Raw genomic sequence first — 16064 nt, 5'->3', positions numbered from 1 at the left:
GTAGCGACCTATTGTCATGGCTGGACGCGTCAATGTCATCCTTATGATGCGCGGATACTCTGGTGGCGGGTTGTCCGCTCGCCAACTACGTTGAAGAGGGTACCTATCGAATACTTTCCACGGATCCGGAAAAGGAGTCACGACCATGCGTTATGTTTCATTACTGAGTGGCGTTGCCGCGTCACTACTGCTTGCCTCTGCGGCTCAGGCCAGTGACAGCATGGAGGTCGACATGCACACGGTCAGCGCCGAAGGCGTTGGGGAAACGATTGGCAGCATCACGCTGGAAGACACTGACCACGGCCTGCTGTTGACGCCGGATCTCAGCGATCTGGGAACCGGCGCCCATGGCTTCCATGTGCACAAGAACCCCAGCTGCGAAGCCCAGGAAAACGACAGCGGCCACATGACCGCCGCCCTTTACGCCGGTGGCCACTATGACCCCGACGAAACCGAACGCCATGAAGGGCCATACGGCGACGGTCACCTGGGGGATTTGCCCGTGCTCAACGTGGATGACGACGGCAACGCCACCCTTCCCGTCCTCGCACCGCGCTTGAGCGTCGAGGAAATGCAGGGACGCAGCCTCATGGTTCATGAGGGCGGCGATAACTACGCGGATGACCCCGAAGCGCTTGGCGGCGGCGGCAGCCGCGTCGCCTGCGGTATCGTGAGAGCCTCAAAGGAATCTGAAGACGCTGAGTAAGACGTCAAACAATGCGTAAGATCTAAAACAAAACGGGCAGCCAAAGGGCTGCCCGTTTTGTGATGGAGGCGTGAAAGAAGCGTTAGGCTTCGTCGCCTGCCATTTGCATCTGACGCTGCAGGTAGTTCTGGATACCTACCTGCTCGATCAGGTGCAGTTCGGTTTCGATGTGATCGATGTGGCCTTCCTCGTCGGCGAGCAGGTCACGCAGCATGTCGCGGGTCACGTAGTCCTTGACGCTTTCGCAGTAGGTAATGGCTTCAATGTAGTCATTACGGCCATCATGCTCGATCTTCAGGTCACACTCGAGCATTTCCTTGACGTTCTCGCCGATGTGCAGCTTGCCAAGATCCTGCAGGTTGGGAATGCCTTCGAGGAACAGGATGCGCTCGATAATCTTATCGGCGTGCTGCATCTCTTCGATGGACTCGTCATATTCCCACTTGGCCAGCGCCTGCAGGCCCCAGTCCTTGTACATCTTGGCATGCAAGAAGTACTGATTGATCGCAACCAGTTCGTTGCCGAGGGCAATGTTGAGATGCTCAATTACTTTCGGATCACCTTTCATGACGTCACCTTTTCCCTGTAATGCTGACGGTTTAACAAGCCGATCAAGCAGTTACGTTAATGAAGGAGCATGAACCACAAAAGGCATACTCCCACCGCTAATGGGAGTATAGAGAGAGGCGTTAAAAATTCAAGTAAATCATATATTTGCTAACGATAATTCTAACAAGAAAGATTTGCGTCACACGGCGTAGGCAAGATCCATATTGGCTTCCAGACGCGCTTCGTAAACCGCTTCGCGGGTGAGCGATTTGGCAAAGCAGGCACACTTGCCGCACTGGGTGGCACAGCCAGTTGCTTCACGCACTTCTCGCCAGCTGCGCGCTCCGTCGCTCACCTGCTGGCGAATCTGGTGGTCGGTTACTCCCTTGCACACACATACGTACATGGCTGCACCTCATAAAGTTCATGAGATGAATGTAAATGATTCGCATACATCTTTGCAAGTAGAAATGTATAGCCTTTAGTAGCAATTTACCTCACGCCCCGTGCAGCGCTCAGTAAGTCGTTGGTGCGCATAATTTTCCGAGTAATGCCGCAACAAAAATTAATTCTTGGGGAGGCGAACCGTCTGCGTTTTGGACGCGATATCCGGCCAGCTGCGCCGCTGTCCATCCACCAATACCCACCAATAACCGATGCCCAGCGCCGCCAGCGACAGCCAAGCCGTCAGACAGCGCAGCAGGCCTTGCTTGACGGAGATGGTCTCGCCTTCGAGGGTCTGCACCCGCAGCCGCCACGCCTGCATGCCCAGCGTCATGCCTCCACGCCGCCAGCAAAAGACAAAGAACAGCGTGGTAAACAGCACCAGCAAAAGCCGCAGGCTCCAGATATCAACGGCGGAGGTGCCGATATCCTCGGCTGGTTGGCCCACTACGAACCTGTAAAAAGCCAGGTGGGCGACGGTCACGGCGATCCAGATCGCCGCCAGCAGCAAGCCGTCGTAAAGCATGGCGCCCAGGCGCGAGGCTAATCCGGCAGGACCTGTATTCGTCGGCTGGGCAAAGTGTCGCTTGGCCATGGAACGCCTTCCCCCTAACCGTTACGGCGCAGGAAATAAACGCCCACCACCACGCAAGCAAGCGTCGGCACCAGAACCGCCCACACGGGGGAAAAGCCAAACAGCGTCGACGCCGGGGCCAGCAGATCCTGGACGTACTTGAACACCAGCCCGGTCACCACGCCGTAAAACACCCGAGTACCCGCCGCCACGGTGCGCAGCGGGCCGAACACGAACGATGCGGCGATCAACACCAGTGACCCCATGGTCAGCGGCATGAGCAGCTTCTGCCAGAAATACAGCAGCGGTTGATCCGCCTGCAGGCCCTGATCTTCCAGGAAGCGGGCGTAAGCCCATAGCTCGCTGGGCGCCTGGCTTTCCACCGAACGCAGCAGGCGCTCCAGCTGCAACGGGGTAAAGTCGGTTTCCCAGCGCTGGGTGTCGACTTGCTCGGACTCGGTGTGGTCGTCAAAGATCCGCGTCGTAGCCACGTCCTCCAACTGCCAGGCACCATCGTTCCAGTTGGCGCGGCGCGCGTAGGTGGCCTCGACCAGGCGCTCGTCATCGAAGCGATAGCGGGTCAGGTCGAGCACCACGTTGTCCGCGCGGATGGCCCCAAAGCGATAGACACTGTCGTCCTCCACCTGCCATCCGCTGCGGCTGGTCAGCATCGCGCCTTCACCCTGCAGCTTTTCAAGCCGCCACGCTTCGGCGAACTGTTCGGTACGCGGGCTGACATACTCCGCCACCAGCAGCACCACGACAACCACCAGCAGCACGGGCTTCATCACGCTCCAGACAATACGCGCAAGCGAGCGGCCTGCGGCGCGCATCACGGTCAGCTCATTGCTGGAGGCCATGCTGCCCAGGCCAATCAGCGCCCCGATCAGCACCGCCACCGGGGCGTATTGATAAAACCGCCAGGGGGTGCGCATGAGCAGATAAAGCAGCGCGTCCAGCGCACTGTAGCCTGCCTGCACATCGCCCAGGTCATCGATGTAGGCGATGGTGATATCCAGCCCCAAGAGGACGAACTGCACCACAACTATCGCCGCCAGCACATTGCGCGCGATGTAGCGGTCGAGACGATCCGTGACGGTGAGCGCATTCAGCATCAGCGCATCCCCTTGCGTTGCGAGCGCCAGATCAGCAGTAGACCCAGCACTAGAAAGACACCATGAACGGGCCAGATGCCCAGCGTGGAAGCCCAGGCCCCGCTACCCACCGCGTCGACAGCAGCCAGCAGCAGGCTCAGGTAGGCGACATACAGGAAGACGGCGGGAAGCAGTTTGGCAAAGCGCCCCTGGCGGGGGTTCACCCGCGACAGCGGCTGCGCCATGATTGCCAGCACAAAGACCATCAGCGGCAACCCTGCCCGCCACTGCCACTGAGCCTGGGCGCGATCATCGTCGTTGCGCCACAGGGCGGCCGTGGTGGCGTATTCCATTGAATCCAGTTCCTGGCGGTCGCGACTCAACCCCAGGCGCAACGTGTAGCGTTCGAAGGTCAAGCGTTCGGCGTTGCGCTGCCCGGGGGTCACGCCGTAACGCTCACCGTCATTGAGCACCAGAAAGCGGCTACCGGTTTCCATGCGCGTCTCCTGATAGCCCGACGACGCCCGTGTCACATAGTCGTGAGTGCCGTCATCACCCGGCTGATGATGCTCATGAATCAGCACTTCCTGCATTTCCGTCCCATCGCGACTGAAATCCTTGATGTAAGCGGTGCGCCCCCCACCGAACTCCTGAAAGCGGCCGGGTGCCAATACCGAGACGTCCAGGCGGCTTTCCTGCTCCTCGATCGTCGCCGCGGTCTGCAGCGCCCCCGCCGGCGTCAGCCACAGGCTACACACCCCGACCACCACGGCCACTGCGGAAGCAGGCAGCAGCGTCACCTTCAACAGCCGTCCAGGGCTCATGCCGCAGGCCACCATGACGGTGATCTCGCTGTTCATGTATAGCTGCCCGTAGGCCAGCAGGATGCCCAGAAAAAACGCCAGCGGCAGGATCAGCTCCATGAAGCCCGGCAGGTGATACACCATCAGGCTGCCCAGGATAGTGACCGGGAAGTCGCCCTCTGCGGCATCGGAGAAATAGCGGATGAAGCGGCTGCCCATGATCACCAGCAGCAAGATGCCCGCCACAGCAGACATGGTGAGCAATACTTCTCGGGTCAAATAGCGAAATAAGATCAACACGCTCTCCGGCTGGTCGTGCAGGATGTCATGCAATGACGGCAGGGCTTGGTTACACTGGGGCCATTATCCTGAATACCTCAATGCTTGTCTTGTTGGAGACGTCATGGAATTTTCCGTTCAGACGGCCAATCCGGCCAGAATAGAAACGGCTTGCCTTGTAGTACCCGTCTATAAAGATAGCGATTTACTGCCTGCCGTGGCGAAACTCGACGATGCCAGCGAGCAGCTGATTGGCCAGCTCGTCAGGCGTGGCGACGTTGATGCCAGCCTGGCCAACGTTCAGCTACTGCCCTATGCCCCCGGCCTGGGCGCTCAGCGCTTGCTGCTCGTCGGCCTTGGCGAGCGCGAAAAATGCCAGGAAGCAGCGTACCTGAAGGCGCTGGATGCGGCCATGGCGGCGCTGGTAAAACTGCCCATCGATGACGCCAGCGTGATGCTCACCGACGTTCCGCTGGTTGATCGCGATACCGGCTGGAAAGCGCGTAAGGTACTCGAGAGCATCGAACGCGCAAGCTATCGCTTCGAGCAGTTCAAGCGCACCCCCGCGCCCGCCCAGAGCCTCGCGCAGCTGACCCTGATGATCAGTAGCGCCGCCGATGCGGACATCGCCCAACAGGGCGCCCGCCAAGGCAGCGCCATCGGCCAGGGCATCAACTATACGCGCACCCTGGGCAACCTGCCGGGCAACGTCTGCACGCCGCGCTATTTAGCCGAGCAGGCTGAACAGCTTGGCCGCGAATCGCAAGGCGCGCTTGAGGTCGATATTCTGGACGAAGAGGCGCTTGCCGAATTGGGTGCGGGCGCCCTGCTATCGGTCGGGCGCGGCAGTCGAGAGCCAAGCCGCCTGATCGTCATGCGCTACAATGGCGCCGAGAACGCGGATGAAGCCCCCCACGTCCTGATCGGCAAGGGGATCACCTTCGATACCGGCGGCATTTCGCTCAAGGCTGGCGAAGGCATGGACGAGATGAAGTTCGATATGGGCGGCGCCGCCAGCGTATTCGGCACGGTCAAAGCACTTCTCACGATCAAGCCCAAGTTGAACCTGGTATTTATCGTTGCCGCGGCCGAAAACATGCCGGACGGCGCCGCCACCAAACCCGGCGATATCATCACCACGCTCAAGGGGCTGACCGTCGAGGTGCTCAACACCGACGCCGAAGGCCGTCTGGTGCTGTGCGATGCGCTGACCTACGCCGAACGCTTCAAGCCGGCAAGCGTGGTCGATATCGCCACGCTCACCGGGGCGGCCATCATTGCGCTTGGCCACCACGCCACCGGCTTGCTGTCCAACGACGACGACCTGGCCCTGGACCTGCTCGACGCTGGCGATGCCGCCTGGGATCGCGCCTGGCACCTGCCGCTATGGGACGAGTACCAGGAACAGCTGGACTCCAACTTCGCCGATCTGGCCAATATCGGCGGCCGCCCGGCGGGCACGATTACCGCGGCGTGTTTCCTGTCGCGCTTTGCCGACCGTTTCCCCTGGGCACACCTGGACATTGCCGGCACGGCCTGGCATTCCGGCAAGCAGAAAGGCGCCACCGGCCGCCCCGTCGGCCTGCTCACCCAATATCTGCTGGACCGGGAAAACGACGTCCAGGTTGAAAATGGCGACGACTAAACAACCAGCGGTTGCCTTTAGGCGCTACAACCGTTAAACCTGAATCTATCAAGGCGTACGGAGGACGACTCGGTGCGCCTGTTTTCATCTTATTCCAAGTGTTCGCCCCGAGAGGCGTGTTGCCAGCGGAGACCAACAGCCGTGCCCACTGCAAGTTCTGATACGCAATTTAAAGCCCTGCCGTCCAATCAGCCGACGGCCGACGAGATTCGCGACAACATCCTGAAAAGCCCCGGCTTCGGGCAGTATTTCACCGATCACATGGCCCACGTTCGCTGGACGATCGACGCCGAGTGGCATGGTCACCAGGTTCGCCCCTACGGCCCCTTGACCCTCGACCCCGCCGCCTCAGTGCTGCACTACGGTCAGGAGATTTTTGAAGGTATCAAGGCCTATCGCCACGCCGACGGCACGGTCTGGACCTTCCGCCCGGAGAAGAACGCCGAGCGCTTTCGGCGCAGCGCCCGCCGCCTGGCACTGCCCGAGCTTTCCGACGAGGACTTCATCGGCTCGCTGAAAGCCCTGCTCGCCCAGGACCACGCCTGGGTGCCCACGCCGTCCAGCGATGCCGACGAGTGCAGCCTGTACCTGCGCCCGTTCATGATCGCCTCGGAAGCCTTTCTTGGCGTACGCCCGGCCCACGAGGTGGATTACTACGTGATTGCCTCGCCGGCGGCGGCGTACTTCAAGGGCGGCATCGAGCCGGTATCGATCTGGTTGTCGTCGCATTACAAGCGCGCCGCCCCCGGCGGTACCGGCTTTGCCAAGTGCGGCGGCAACTACGCGGCCTCACTGGCAGCGCAAAAGGAAGCCGCCGCCAACGGCTGCGGCCAGGTGGCGTTCCTGGATGCCGCGGAAAGCAAGTGGATAGAAGAACTCGGCGGCATGAACCTGTTCTTTGTCTTCAAGGATGGCCGCCTGGTCACGCCGCGCCTGACCGACACCATTCTGGAAGGCGTCACACGCAACTCCGTGCTGACGCTGGCAGAAGACGAGGGTTTGACCCCGGAGGAGCGCCCCATCAGCATCGACGAATGGCGTGAAGGGGCGGCTTCCGGCGAGATCACCGAAGTGTTCGCCTGCGGCACCGCAGCGGTGATCACCCCGGTGGGCGAACTGGTCAGCGAGGACGAGCGCATCCGTCTCACGGCGGGCGGCAATAACGACGTGGCCAAGCGCCTTCGCACCAAGCTGCTCGACCTGCAATACGGGCGCAGCGACGATAAATACGGCTGGCTGACCCAGCTGGCCTAGTCATCCGTCATCGTTTGCGTCGCCGCTGCCCTCAGCGGCGACGTACCTCAGGACGCCCAGCCAGGACCTCGCCATGGCGCGCATCGACTTTTATATCCTGCCGGACACGACGCTGGAGGCACGCCTGCAGTTTGCCTGCAAGCTGGCCGAGACCATCCACCGCAAGGGCTACCGGCTGCACCTTCACTGCGAGGATAAAGCCCTGGCGGAACAGGCCGACGAAGCGCTGTGGGGCTTTCGCGACGACGCCTACCTGCCCCATGCGCTGGAGGACAGCGACATGGCGGAAAGCGTGCCGATCACCCTGGGTTGGCAAACGCTGCCGACGCCCCACGCAGACACCGCCCTGCTCAACCTGCACCCGGACATTCCCGAGGGCGTTGAGCATTACGCGCGGATTGCCGAAATCATCAATCAGCACCAGCAGGTACTGGTCGCCAAACGCGCCTGCTGGCAGCGCTATAAAGAACTCGGCCATGAGGTCGTGCCGCACAAGCTGGGGTAAATGAACGAGTCCACTCGTCATAAACGCGAGACCCCGCACGTGGCGGGGTCATCAATGGAGAAGACAGTCGCTATCGGGCCGGTCAGGCAATCTACCTGACCGGCTCTCCATTACAGCTCTACATCTCTGCTTCCCATCATTACCAGGCGTCTTCGCCTTAGCCTCCCTGCTGTTGCCGCATCTGCTCCTGCATCTGCTGCATTTGCTTCTGCCGCTGAGCCATGGCTTCATCCAGTTGGTCACGCTGTTCCTGAGTGAACACGTCTGCGATCTGGGACTGCATAATGACGCTGTCAGCAGTCATCTCGGCCGTCAGGTCACCAAGACGCTCGGCATCCGCACGAATAGCCGCTTCATCGTAGTCGGGCTGGACATGCTCGCTGAGTTGCTGTTGCAGCTCCCGGGCTTCCTGCTGCTTGGCAGTGCTTTCCTCTTGCATCTGGGTCAAAAGACCGCTGAGTTCTTCCTTTTGGCCGTCATCCAGATCCAGCATTTCGTCGAGCTGGTTAACCTGGTCATCGATACTGGGGGCACCGCCGCCCATTTGCTGAGCCATGGCGGGAACACTGAACGCCAGTGCGGCAACTGCCGGCGCGAAAAACTTGGCTACCTGCATCAAAAACTCCAATTGCGTACAAAGTGAATTGCTTACCCGACACTTTCCTGACGGATCTTGCTGTACTCTCGCATTCCGACAATGCTGTTTTCAAAAAATTCTTCGTAACGGCCAATTGTTGATTACCATCAGCGAGGCCTCGCCCCGCCCCTTACCCTCATGGAGACGTAAACGTGTTGTTGACGCGCTACCCGCTTGTAACGATCGTCATCGCCCAGCTGTTCGGCACCTCGCTGTGGTTCAGCGTCAATGGCGTGGGTTTGGCGCTGCAGGACGCCGTCGGGCTGAGCGGGCGTGACCTTGGCCTGTTGACGATTGCCGTTCAGGCCGGGTTTATCAGCGGCACGTTGTTCATCGCCACAACAGGCCTTGCCGACCGTGTCCGCGCCAGCCACCTTTTCGCGCTGTCCGCCGTGCTCGGCGCGCTGATCAATGCGGCGTTCATCACGGTGGCGGATAACGTCACGCTGGCTGCGGTGGCCCGCTTTGCTACGGGGCTTTGCCTGGCGGGGATCTATCCGCTGGGCATGAAACTGGTAGTCAGCTGGACACCCAGCCACGCCGGGGCCGCGCTGGGTTGGCTGGTCGGCATGCTGACCCTGGGCATCGCCTCGCCGCACCTGTTGCGCGGGCTCACCCTGAGCCTGCCCTGGCAATGGCCGCTACTGCTTGCCTCGCTGCTCGCGCTGGTCGCCGCGCTGATGATTTATAAGCTGGGCGTTGGCCCGCACCTCCCTGCCAAAGCCAATGGCGGGCGGCCCTGGGCGGGGCTGGCAGCGTTTAAACACAAGGACTTTCGCGCGGCGGCGCTGGGCTACTTCGGCCATTGCTGGGAGCTGTATGCCCTTTGGGCGCTGGTACCGTTCCTGGTCACCCGGGAGCTTACGCGTCTCGGCGCCAGCAGCAGCGCCCAGCCGTGGCTGAGCTTTGCGATCATCGCCGTCGGCCTGCCCGGCTGCGTACTTGCCGGGCGCTGGAGCCGACGGGTGGGTAGCGCCCATGTCGCGTTTGTCGCATTGGCTACCTCCGGCACCCTATGCCTGATCTACCCGCTGATCGGCGCCGCCCCACCGCTGCTGCTGATCGCCCTGTTGCTGGTCTGGGGGCTGAGCGTGATCGCCGATTCGGCGCAGTTCTCGGCGCTGGCTTCGGCCACTGCCCCCGCCGAACGGCTGGGGGCAGCACTCGCCATGATGAATGCCATCGGCTTCGGCCTGACCATCCCGTCGATCGCCCTGGTCACGTCACTGTGGGGTAGCCAGGGCCTCGGCGTTATCTGGTGGTTGCTGCCCGGGCCGGTGCTTGGGCTCATCGCCATGCGCGGGCTGAACCGTCGCCCGGCAGGGGCCTGACGCTTCCCCCCTTATCGCGCTATACTTGTCGCCATTTTTTCGACCCCTTTTATGAATTCCATGCTTCCCTGCGGGGAGCATCGTTGCGGTGAGCCAATCCATGGAAAAAACCTACCAACCTGAGCAGATCGAAACCCGCTGGTACGAGCGCTGGGAAGCCGACAACCGTTTCGCCCCGTCAGGCCGCGGTGAGCCGTTCTCGATCATGATTCCGCCGCCCAACGTGACCGGCAGTCTGCACATGGGCCACGCGTTTCAGGACACCATCATGGATACCCTGACGCGCTGGAAGCGGATGCAGGGCAACAACACCCTGTGGCAGGTAGGCACCGACCACGCCGGCATCGCCACGCAGATGCTGGTCGAGCGCAAGGTTGCGGCCGAAGAAGGCAAAACTCGCCACGACCTGGGTCGCGACGCGTTCATCGACAAGGTGTGGGAGTGGAAAGAAGAATCCGGCGACCACATTACCCGCCAGCTGCGCCGCATGGGCGCCAGCGTCGACTGGTCCCGCGAGCGCTTCACCATGGACGACGGCTTCTACAAGGCCGTGCAGGAAGTGTTCGTGCGTCTGCACGAGGACAACCTGATTTATCGCGGCAAGCGGCTGGTCAACTGGGATCCGACGCTGCACACCGCGATTTCCGACCTGGAAGTCGAAAACAAGGAGCAGCAGGGCAGCTTCTGGCACTTCCGCTACCCGCTGGCCGACGGCGTCAAGACCGCTGACGGCAAGGATTACCTGGTGGTCGCCACGACACGCCCGGAAACCCTGCTGGGCGATACCGGCGTGGCGGTCAATCCGGAAGACGAACGCTACGCCTCGCTGGTCGGCAAGTATATCGAGCTGCCGCTGGTTGGCCGCCGTATTCCCATCGTCGCTGATGAACACGCCGACATGGATAAAGGCTCGGGCTGTGTGAAAATCACCCCGGCCCACGACTTCAACGACTACGAAGTCGGCAAGCGGCAGAATCACCTGCTGATCAACGTCTTTTCCAAGGATGCGGCGATCCTCGAGCAGGCCGAGATATTCGACCTGAAAGGCACTCCCCAGCCGGATGAAGACGCCAGCCTGCCCGCCAAGTACGCCGGACTCGACCGCTTCGAAGCACGCAAGCTGATCGTCGCGGACATGGACGCGCTGGGCCTGCTCGAGCAGGTAGAGGCCGTTAACAACACCATGCCCTACGGCGACCGCTCGGGCGACGTCATCGAGCCGCTGTTGACCGACCAGTGGTTTGTCGCCGTGGAGTCCCTCGCCAAGCCCGCTATCAAAGCGGTGGAAAACGGCGACATCCAGTTCGTGCCCAAGAACTACGAAAACATGTACTTCGCCTGGATGCGCGACCTCCAGGACTGGTGCATTTCCCGCCAGCTGTGGTGGGGCCACCGCATTCCCGCCTGGTACGACGAGGCGGGCAATGTCTATGTTGCACGCACGGAAGTCGAAGCTCGCGAGAAGCACGAACTCGGCCCTGATGTCACATTGACGCAGGACGAAGACGTGCTGGATACCTGGTTCAGCTCGGGCCTGTGGACCTTCGGCACCCTGGGCTGGCCGGAGCAAACCCCGGAACTTGAGACCTTCCACCCGACCAGCGTGCTGGTCACCGGCTTTGACATCATCTTCTTCTGGGTGGCCCGGATGATCATGATGACGCTCAAGTTCACCGACGAAGTGCCGTTCAAGACGGTCTACGTACACGGCCTGGTACGCGACGGCCAGGGCCAGAAGATGTCCAAGTCCAAGGGCAACGTGCTGGACCCCATCGACCTGATCGACGGCATCAGCCTGGACGCGCTGCTCGAAAAACGCACCGGCAACATGATGCAGCCGCAAAAGGCCAAGGCGATTGCCAAGGCCACCCGCGACGAATTCAAGGACGGCATCGAAGCCCACGGCACCGACGCGCTGCGCTTTACGTTTCTTTCCCAGGCCACCACCGGGCGCGACATCAAGTTCGACATGAACCGTCTGGACGGCTACCGCAACTTCTGCAACAAGCTGTGGAACGCCTCGCGCTACGTGCTGATGAACGCCGAAGGCGAAGATTGCGGCACCAACGGCGACGAGGTCGAACTCTCCCTGGCCGACCGATGGATTATCTCCCAGTTGCAGAAAACCGAAGCGCAAGTGACCAAGGCGATGGACGAGTACCGCTTCGATCACGCCTCCCAGGCGCTCTACGAGTTCGTCTGGAACGAGTACTGCGACTGGTACCTGGAGCTTTCAAAGCCTGTTTTATGGGACGAAAATGCCACGGCGGAAGCCAAACGCGGCACGCGCCGGACGCTGGTGCGCGTGCTCGAAGCCATTCTACGCTTGGCCCACCCGATGATGCCCTACATCACCGAAGAGATCTGGCAGCGGGTATCGCCCCTGGCGGGCATGTACATGGGCGACGATGCGTCGATCATGCACCAGGCATGGCCGGAAGCCGACAACAGCAAGATCGACGAGCAGGCGACCCGGGATATCGAATGGCTGAAGGGCGTGATCATCGCCGTGCGCAACATCCGCGCCGAGATGAACATCGCCCCCGGCAAGCCGCTGGACGTGCTGCTGACCAAAGGCAAGGACGAGGACGCCGAGCGGCTTGAAAGCTACCGCCACTTCCTGGCCAAGCTCGCCAAGCTGGAAAGCGCACAATGGCTTGCCAACCCCGACGACGCCCCGCTTTCGGCAACGCAGCTGGTGGGCGACATGGAAGTGCTGGTACCCATGGCCGACCTGATCGACAAGGACGCCGAGCTCAAGCGCCTGGCCAAGGAGATCGACAAGCAGGACAAGCTGATCGGCGGTATTGAGAAAAAGCTCGGCAATGAAGGCTTTATCGCCAAAGCCCCCGACGCCGTGGTGGAAAAGGAGCGCGGCAAGCTGGCCGAGTTCCAGGCCGCCAAGCAGCTGCTTGAAGAGCAAAAGGCGAAGATTGCGGCTTTGTAGCCTCTAGTTATTACCAAACCCAAAAGCGGTGCCGAGGAGCGCCGCTTCCATTTGGAGCTTGCATATGCCTACCTGCTGGATAATTGCAGGCCCAAACGGAGCGGGTAAAACAACGTTTGCGTTTGAGTACCTACCGCAAGTCGCCAATGGCTCCCGCTTTGTCAATGCCGACCTCATTGCCGCAGGTCTTTCGCCATTCGCCCCTGAGAAGGAGCTGATGGCGGCAAGCCGGTTATTTCTTAAAGAAATTGATTGGTGTGTCAAAGCAAATGAAGACTTTGCCTTCGAGACCACGCTTTCGGGTATCACTTATCTCCATAGAATTAATCAGTTACGCAGAAGTGGATGGCGCGTAGTGCTATTTTACCTGGCGTTACCCAGCGTTGAGATGTCTCATATGCGGGTTGCTGAGCGAGTTTCACATGGCGGGCATAACATTCCGAAGAGGGATATAGAACGGCGTTTTCCTCGTAGCCTTGCAAACTTGTTCATGCGCTATAGCATCGCGGTAGACGAATGTCTTTGTTTTATGAACAGCGGCATGGAGCCTGAACTGGTATTTGAACAACACGGTTGTACCCGACATATTATCCAGCATGAGCATTTCCAACACCTCCTGGAGGTAGCCGCATCGTGAATACTGACGGACACACTCCCTCACCCTTTGCGCAACAAGCACTTGCTGCAATGAAACAGGCTGTCAGCAAGGAACTAGATCGCAAGAAGCGTTTAGGACACTATGCTGTGGTTTGGAAAGACGGCAAACCGATTAAAATCGGCGAGGACGCTTTACCGCGTTAACAGCAACTTGTGTCTCTACTGCCGACTTGCTCCCTGCTTGACAGGGGGCTTAGCGTCGTTGGAGTGCCCTGTTTGCGATTGGGAGCCTGCTTTAGACGAGCAAGGGGAAATGGATAAGGAACAAAACCGAAGACAGCCTGCCCATAAGATCTGGATCATTTGATCCTGATGGTCCGAGGCGGGTCACCCTCTCTAGCGAGTGACGCTGCCCAGCATTCACCCATCGAGGTCGCTTCCCTATGGCAACATCCTCCGATAAGTTCCTGAGCACGCCACCCACAATACCGCCGCTGGATCCTGACCGCGTGTCGCTATTCGAGCAAGCGGGACTGACGGTCAAGCCCCTGGAACCGCTGGGCGTTGAAATATACGGCGCCGATGTTCGCACCCGACTTCCCCAGCCCGTCATCGACGCCCTGGAAGTGGAAATGGCCCATCGCGGGTTCATCGTCTTCAAGCACCAGACGGATCTTTCGGCGGATGAACTGGTAGAGGCCAGCACGTGGTGGGGCGCCGGCGAAATCCATTCGACTCACGGCGTCCACCCGGCAACGCCGGGCATGAACCGGGACGTCTTCCGCTGCTCCAACGACAACCGCTACGGCATCCTGGGCGTGGGCCCGCAGTGGCACAACGACGGCAGCTTCGAAGCCGCCACCTTCTCGCATTCCGCCTATTATATGGCGCGGGCGCCCGAACAGGGCGGCGGCACCCACTTCGCCCACCAGGGCGCCGCCTTCGACGTGCTCCCCGAGGAAAAGCAGGCTTTCTGGGAGCGCCTTGTCTCGGTCAATTCCGCGTCAGGGGTGAGCCATCCCGTCGTCCACACCCACCCGATCTCGGGACGCAAGAGCGTGTGGCTGCACCTGGGCATGACCGGCGCGGTCATCGAACGGCTGCCGGAGGACAGACGCCCCATCGACGAACTGCAGCAGGATCCCGCCTCGACCGACCAGCTTCGTCTGCTCAATGAAGACGAGATGAAGCAGCTGTTCAACGACTACAACGACCTGCTGAACGCGTCGTTCGAGAAGGGCTACGGCATACGCTACCACTACGACACCGGCGACCTGCTGTACATCGATAACTGGGCGCTGGCGCACCGGGCGGCGCCGGAGGCACACATGTCCGCCGAGGAGCAGGGCCTGCGGATCATGGACCGCGTGACGGTCAAGTCCAGGCAGAACCTGGCGCCGCACTTTGGCTTGCCGCAGTACATCAACCTGGCCGGCCCGCACCCCTTCAATCGCGATGGCGTCTGGAAAACCGGGGGCGTCGGCTTTCGCTGGAAAGACGACATCCCCATGCAAAACTAGGCGGTAAGTCGTATGCGTTGATCATCCCCGTCGCGTCCTGGCCTTTTTTTCTCTGAACCGTGTAAGGTTGGTACAACAACGGCCACTGAGTGGCATCGAATACTGCTTTTACACGGATTGTGCTATGCCGACACCCTCAGAGACGCGCATACAGGCGCTGGCGGGCGAATTACAGCAAGCGGGGATCGCCTACCGCACGCTTTCGCCCATGGCGGATACCGGGCTTGCCCACGACCATGTTTGGCTCCACCGCGACGGCGAAGACTGGGTGGCGCGGCTGCCCAAGCAGAGCCAGATGAACCTGGGGCCGGAAGATAACCTGGCCTACGAGGCGGCATGCTACGCGCGCGCCAGCCAGGGCGGGCAGGTTCCACGCCTGCACGGCCTGCTGGAGGTCAGCAACGCCCTGCCCCGGGGTGGGCTGCTGGTGGAGGCGATCGACGGCCGGTTGGCGCGACTGCCGGAGGATCTGCCGCGCATCGCCGAGACGCTTGCCAGCCTGCATCGCTTGCCACTGCCGGATGAGCCCGCTCCGCTGTTGTCGCCGGTGGATCCGTGGCGGGCCATGCGCGAGGAAGTCGCCCGTCAGTCTGAGTGGCTCGAGCAGGCGGACTTGAGCAGCGACGTCATCGACCGCATCCGCGCCGAGCTGGACGCCCTGCCAGCGGCGCTACCCGATGCCGCCCGCTGCCTGATCAGCTTTGACACCCACCCCGGCAACTTCCTGATCGACGCCGAGGGGCGCGCGGTGCTGGTGGACCTGGAAAAGGGCCGCTACGGTCTGCCGGGCATTGACCTGGCGCATACCAGTCTTTATACCTCCACGACCTGGGACCTCAACAGCCAGGCGAACCTCTCGCTGGACGAAGTGGTCAATTTTTACCGCCGCTGGCAGGCTGCCATGGGCGACTCCCCCAGCGCCGAGACGCTGGTCGCCTGCCGCCGCGCCACCTGGCTGTGGTCGCTGACCTGGTGTGCCAAGTGGCGCGCCCAGCACCTGCGCGCCAAGGATACCCGGCAGCGCGGCGAGGACTGGTCGGCAGAGCTTACCGATCCCGCCGTGATTGCCCACGTGCGCGACCGGGTGGATCACTACCTGTCACCGGCGATCATTGACCGTGTTCAGGACGAACTGCAGCGCCTGCGCGCCACGCTTTAATTTAATGCCGGGCGTTGGAT

The 16064-nt window shown here is 61.1% G+C and carries 16 protein-coding genes; 10 read left to right on the top strand and 6 right to left on the bottom strand.

Features of this window, described 5'->3' with window-relative positions; translation table 11 throughout:
- The first annotated feature begins 145 nt into the window (after positions 1–145).
- Positions 146–706: a superoxide dismutase [Cu-Zn] SodC gene (gene sodC, locus QC815_RS10850; protein ID WP_310539701.1), complete on the top strand. Its 561-nt coding sequence runs from the start codon at positions 146–148 to the stop codon at positions 704–706.
- Positions 707–788: 82 nt separating this feature from the next.
- Here sodC and bfr read toward each other — a convergent pair whose 3' ends face one another.
- The 5 genes from bfr to lptF all read right to left on the bottom strand — a co-directional run bounded on the left by bfr (position 789) and on the right by lptF (position 4467).
- Entirely contained in the window at positions 789–1274 is a 486-nt protein-coding gene (gene bfr, locus QC815_RS10845; protein WP_230447166.1) for a bacterioferritin, read from the bottom strand.
- A 180-nt stretch (positions 1275–1454) separates the two neighbouring features.
- Positions 1455–1661, bottom strand: a complete 207-nt coding sequence (locus tag QC815_RS10840; RefSeq protein ID WP_310539698.1) for a bacterioferritin-associated ferredoxin — start codon at positions 1659–1661, stop codon at positions 1455–1457.
- 159 nt (positions 1662–1820) lie between these two features.
- Positions 1821–2294: an RDD family protein gene (locus QC815_RS10835; protein ID WP_309768448.1), complete on the bottom strand. Its 474-nt coding sequence runs from the start codon at positions 2292–2294 to the stop codon at positions 1821–1823.
- Positions 2295–2308: 14 nt separating this feature from the next.
- Positions 2309–3388: an LPS export ABC transporter permease LptG gene (lptG, locus tag QC815_RS10830; protein WP_309768446.1), complete on the bottom strand. Its 1080-nt coding sequence runs from the start codon at positions 3386–3388 to the stop codon at positions 2309–2311.
- Positions 3388–4467 (bottom strand): LPS export ABC transporter permease LptF, encoded by a 1080-nt coding sequence (gene lptF / locus QC815_RS10825; protein WP_230447282.1) that lies wholly within the window; start codon positions 4465–4467, stop codon positions 3388–3390. Before lptF ends, lptG begins: the two co-directional genes overlap by 1 nt.
- A gap of 106 nt (positions 4468–4573) precedes the next feature.
- Between lptF and QC815_RS10820 the strand changes: the two genes are divergently transcribed.
- From QC815_RS10820 to QC815_RS10810, 3 genes are all read left to right on the top strand, one after another.
- Positions 4574–6094, top strand: coding sequence for a leucyl aminopeptidase (locus QC815_RS10820; RefSeq protein WP_230447169.1), 1521 nt, complete (start codon positions 4574–4576; stop codon positions 6092–6094).
- Between the two features lie 141 nt (positions 6095–6235).
- A complete protein-coding gene (locus QC815_RS10815; RefSeq protein ID WP_309768444.1) occupies positions 6236–7348 on the top strand; it encodes a branched-chain amino acid aminotransferase in 1113 nt (370 codons plus the stop codon).
- A 73-nt stretch (positions 7349–7421) separates the two neighbouring features.
- A complete protein-coding gene (locus tag QC815_RS10810) occupies positions 7422–7853 on the top strand; it encodes a DNA polymerase III subunit chi (RefSeq protein ID WP_230447171.1) in 432 nt (143 codons plus the stop codon).
- Positions 7854–8010: 157 nt separating this feature from the next.
- Here the strand turns inward: QC815_RS10810 and QC815_RS10805 are convergent, their stop codons facing one another.
- Entirely contained in the window at positions 8011–8469 is a 459-nt protein-coding gene (locus tag QC815_RS10805; protein ID WP_230447172.1) for a Spy/CpxP family protein refolding chaperone, read from the bottom strand.
- A 176-nt stretch (positions 8470–8645) separates the two neighbouring features.
- On the opposite strand from QC815_RS10805, the gene QC815_RS10800 reads away from it, so the two are divergent.
- The 6 genes from QC815_RS10800 to QC815_RS10775 all read left to right on the top strand — a co-directional run bounded on the left by QC815_RS10800 (position 8646) and on the right by QC815_RS10775 (position 16044).
- Complete coding sequence (locus QC815_RS10800; RefSeq protein ID WP_310539832.1) at positions 8646–9821, top strand: MFS transporter; 1176 nt, start codon at positions 8646–8648, stop codon at positions 9819–9821.
- Between the two features lie 100 nt (positions 9822–9921).
- Positions 9922–12768, top strand: coding sequence for a valine--tRNA ligase (locus QC815_RS10795; protein WP_309768442.1), 2847 nt, complete (start codon positions 9922–9924; stop codon positions 12766–12768).
- Positions 12769–12832: 64 nt separating this feature from the next.
- On the top strand, positions 12833–13405 hold the full coding sequence (locus tag QC815_RS10790) for an ATPase (RefSeq protein ID WP_230447174.1): 573 nt from the start codon (positions 12833–12835) through the stop codon (positions 13403–13405).
- Complete coding sequence (locus QC815_RS10785; RefSeq protein ID WP_309768439.1) at positions 13402–13569, top strand: hypothetical protein; 168 nt, start codon at positions 13402–13404, stop codon at positions 13567–13569. Before QC815_RS10790 ends, QC815_RS10785 begins: the two co-directional genes overlap by 4 nt.
- 239 nt (positions 13570–13808) lie before the next feature.
- Positions 13809–14885 carry a TauD/TfdA dioxygenase family protein gene (locus QC815_RS10780; protein WP_230447175.1) on the top strand — a complete coding sequence of 359 codons (1077 nt, stop codon included), beginning with the start codon at positions 13809–13811 and terminating at the stop codon, positions 14883–14885.
- Positions 14886–15009: 124 nt separating this feature from the next.
- Positions 15010–16044 (top strand): phosphotransferase family protein, encoded by a 1035-nt coding sequence (locus QC815_RS10775; protein ID WP_230447176.1) that lies wholly within the window; start codon positions 15010–15012, stop codon positions 16042–16044.
- Positions 16045–16064: the final 20 nt, after the last annotated feature.

The sequence above is a fragment of the Vreelandella gomseomensis genome, assembly GCF_031451645.1.
Taxonomy (GTDB): domain Bacteria; phylum Pseudomonadota; class Gammaproteobacteria; order Pseudomonadales; family Halomonadaceae; genus Vreelandella; species Vreelandella gomseomensis.
The sequence above is the reverse complement of the archived record's forward strand: the minus strand, read 5'-3'. Positions and strand labels throughout refer to the sequence as shown.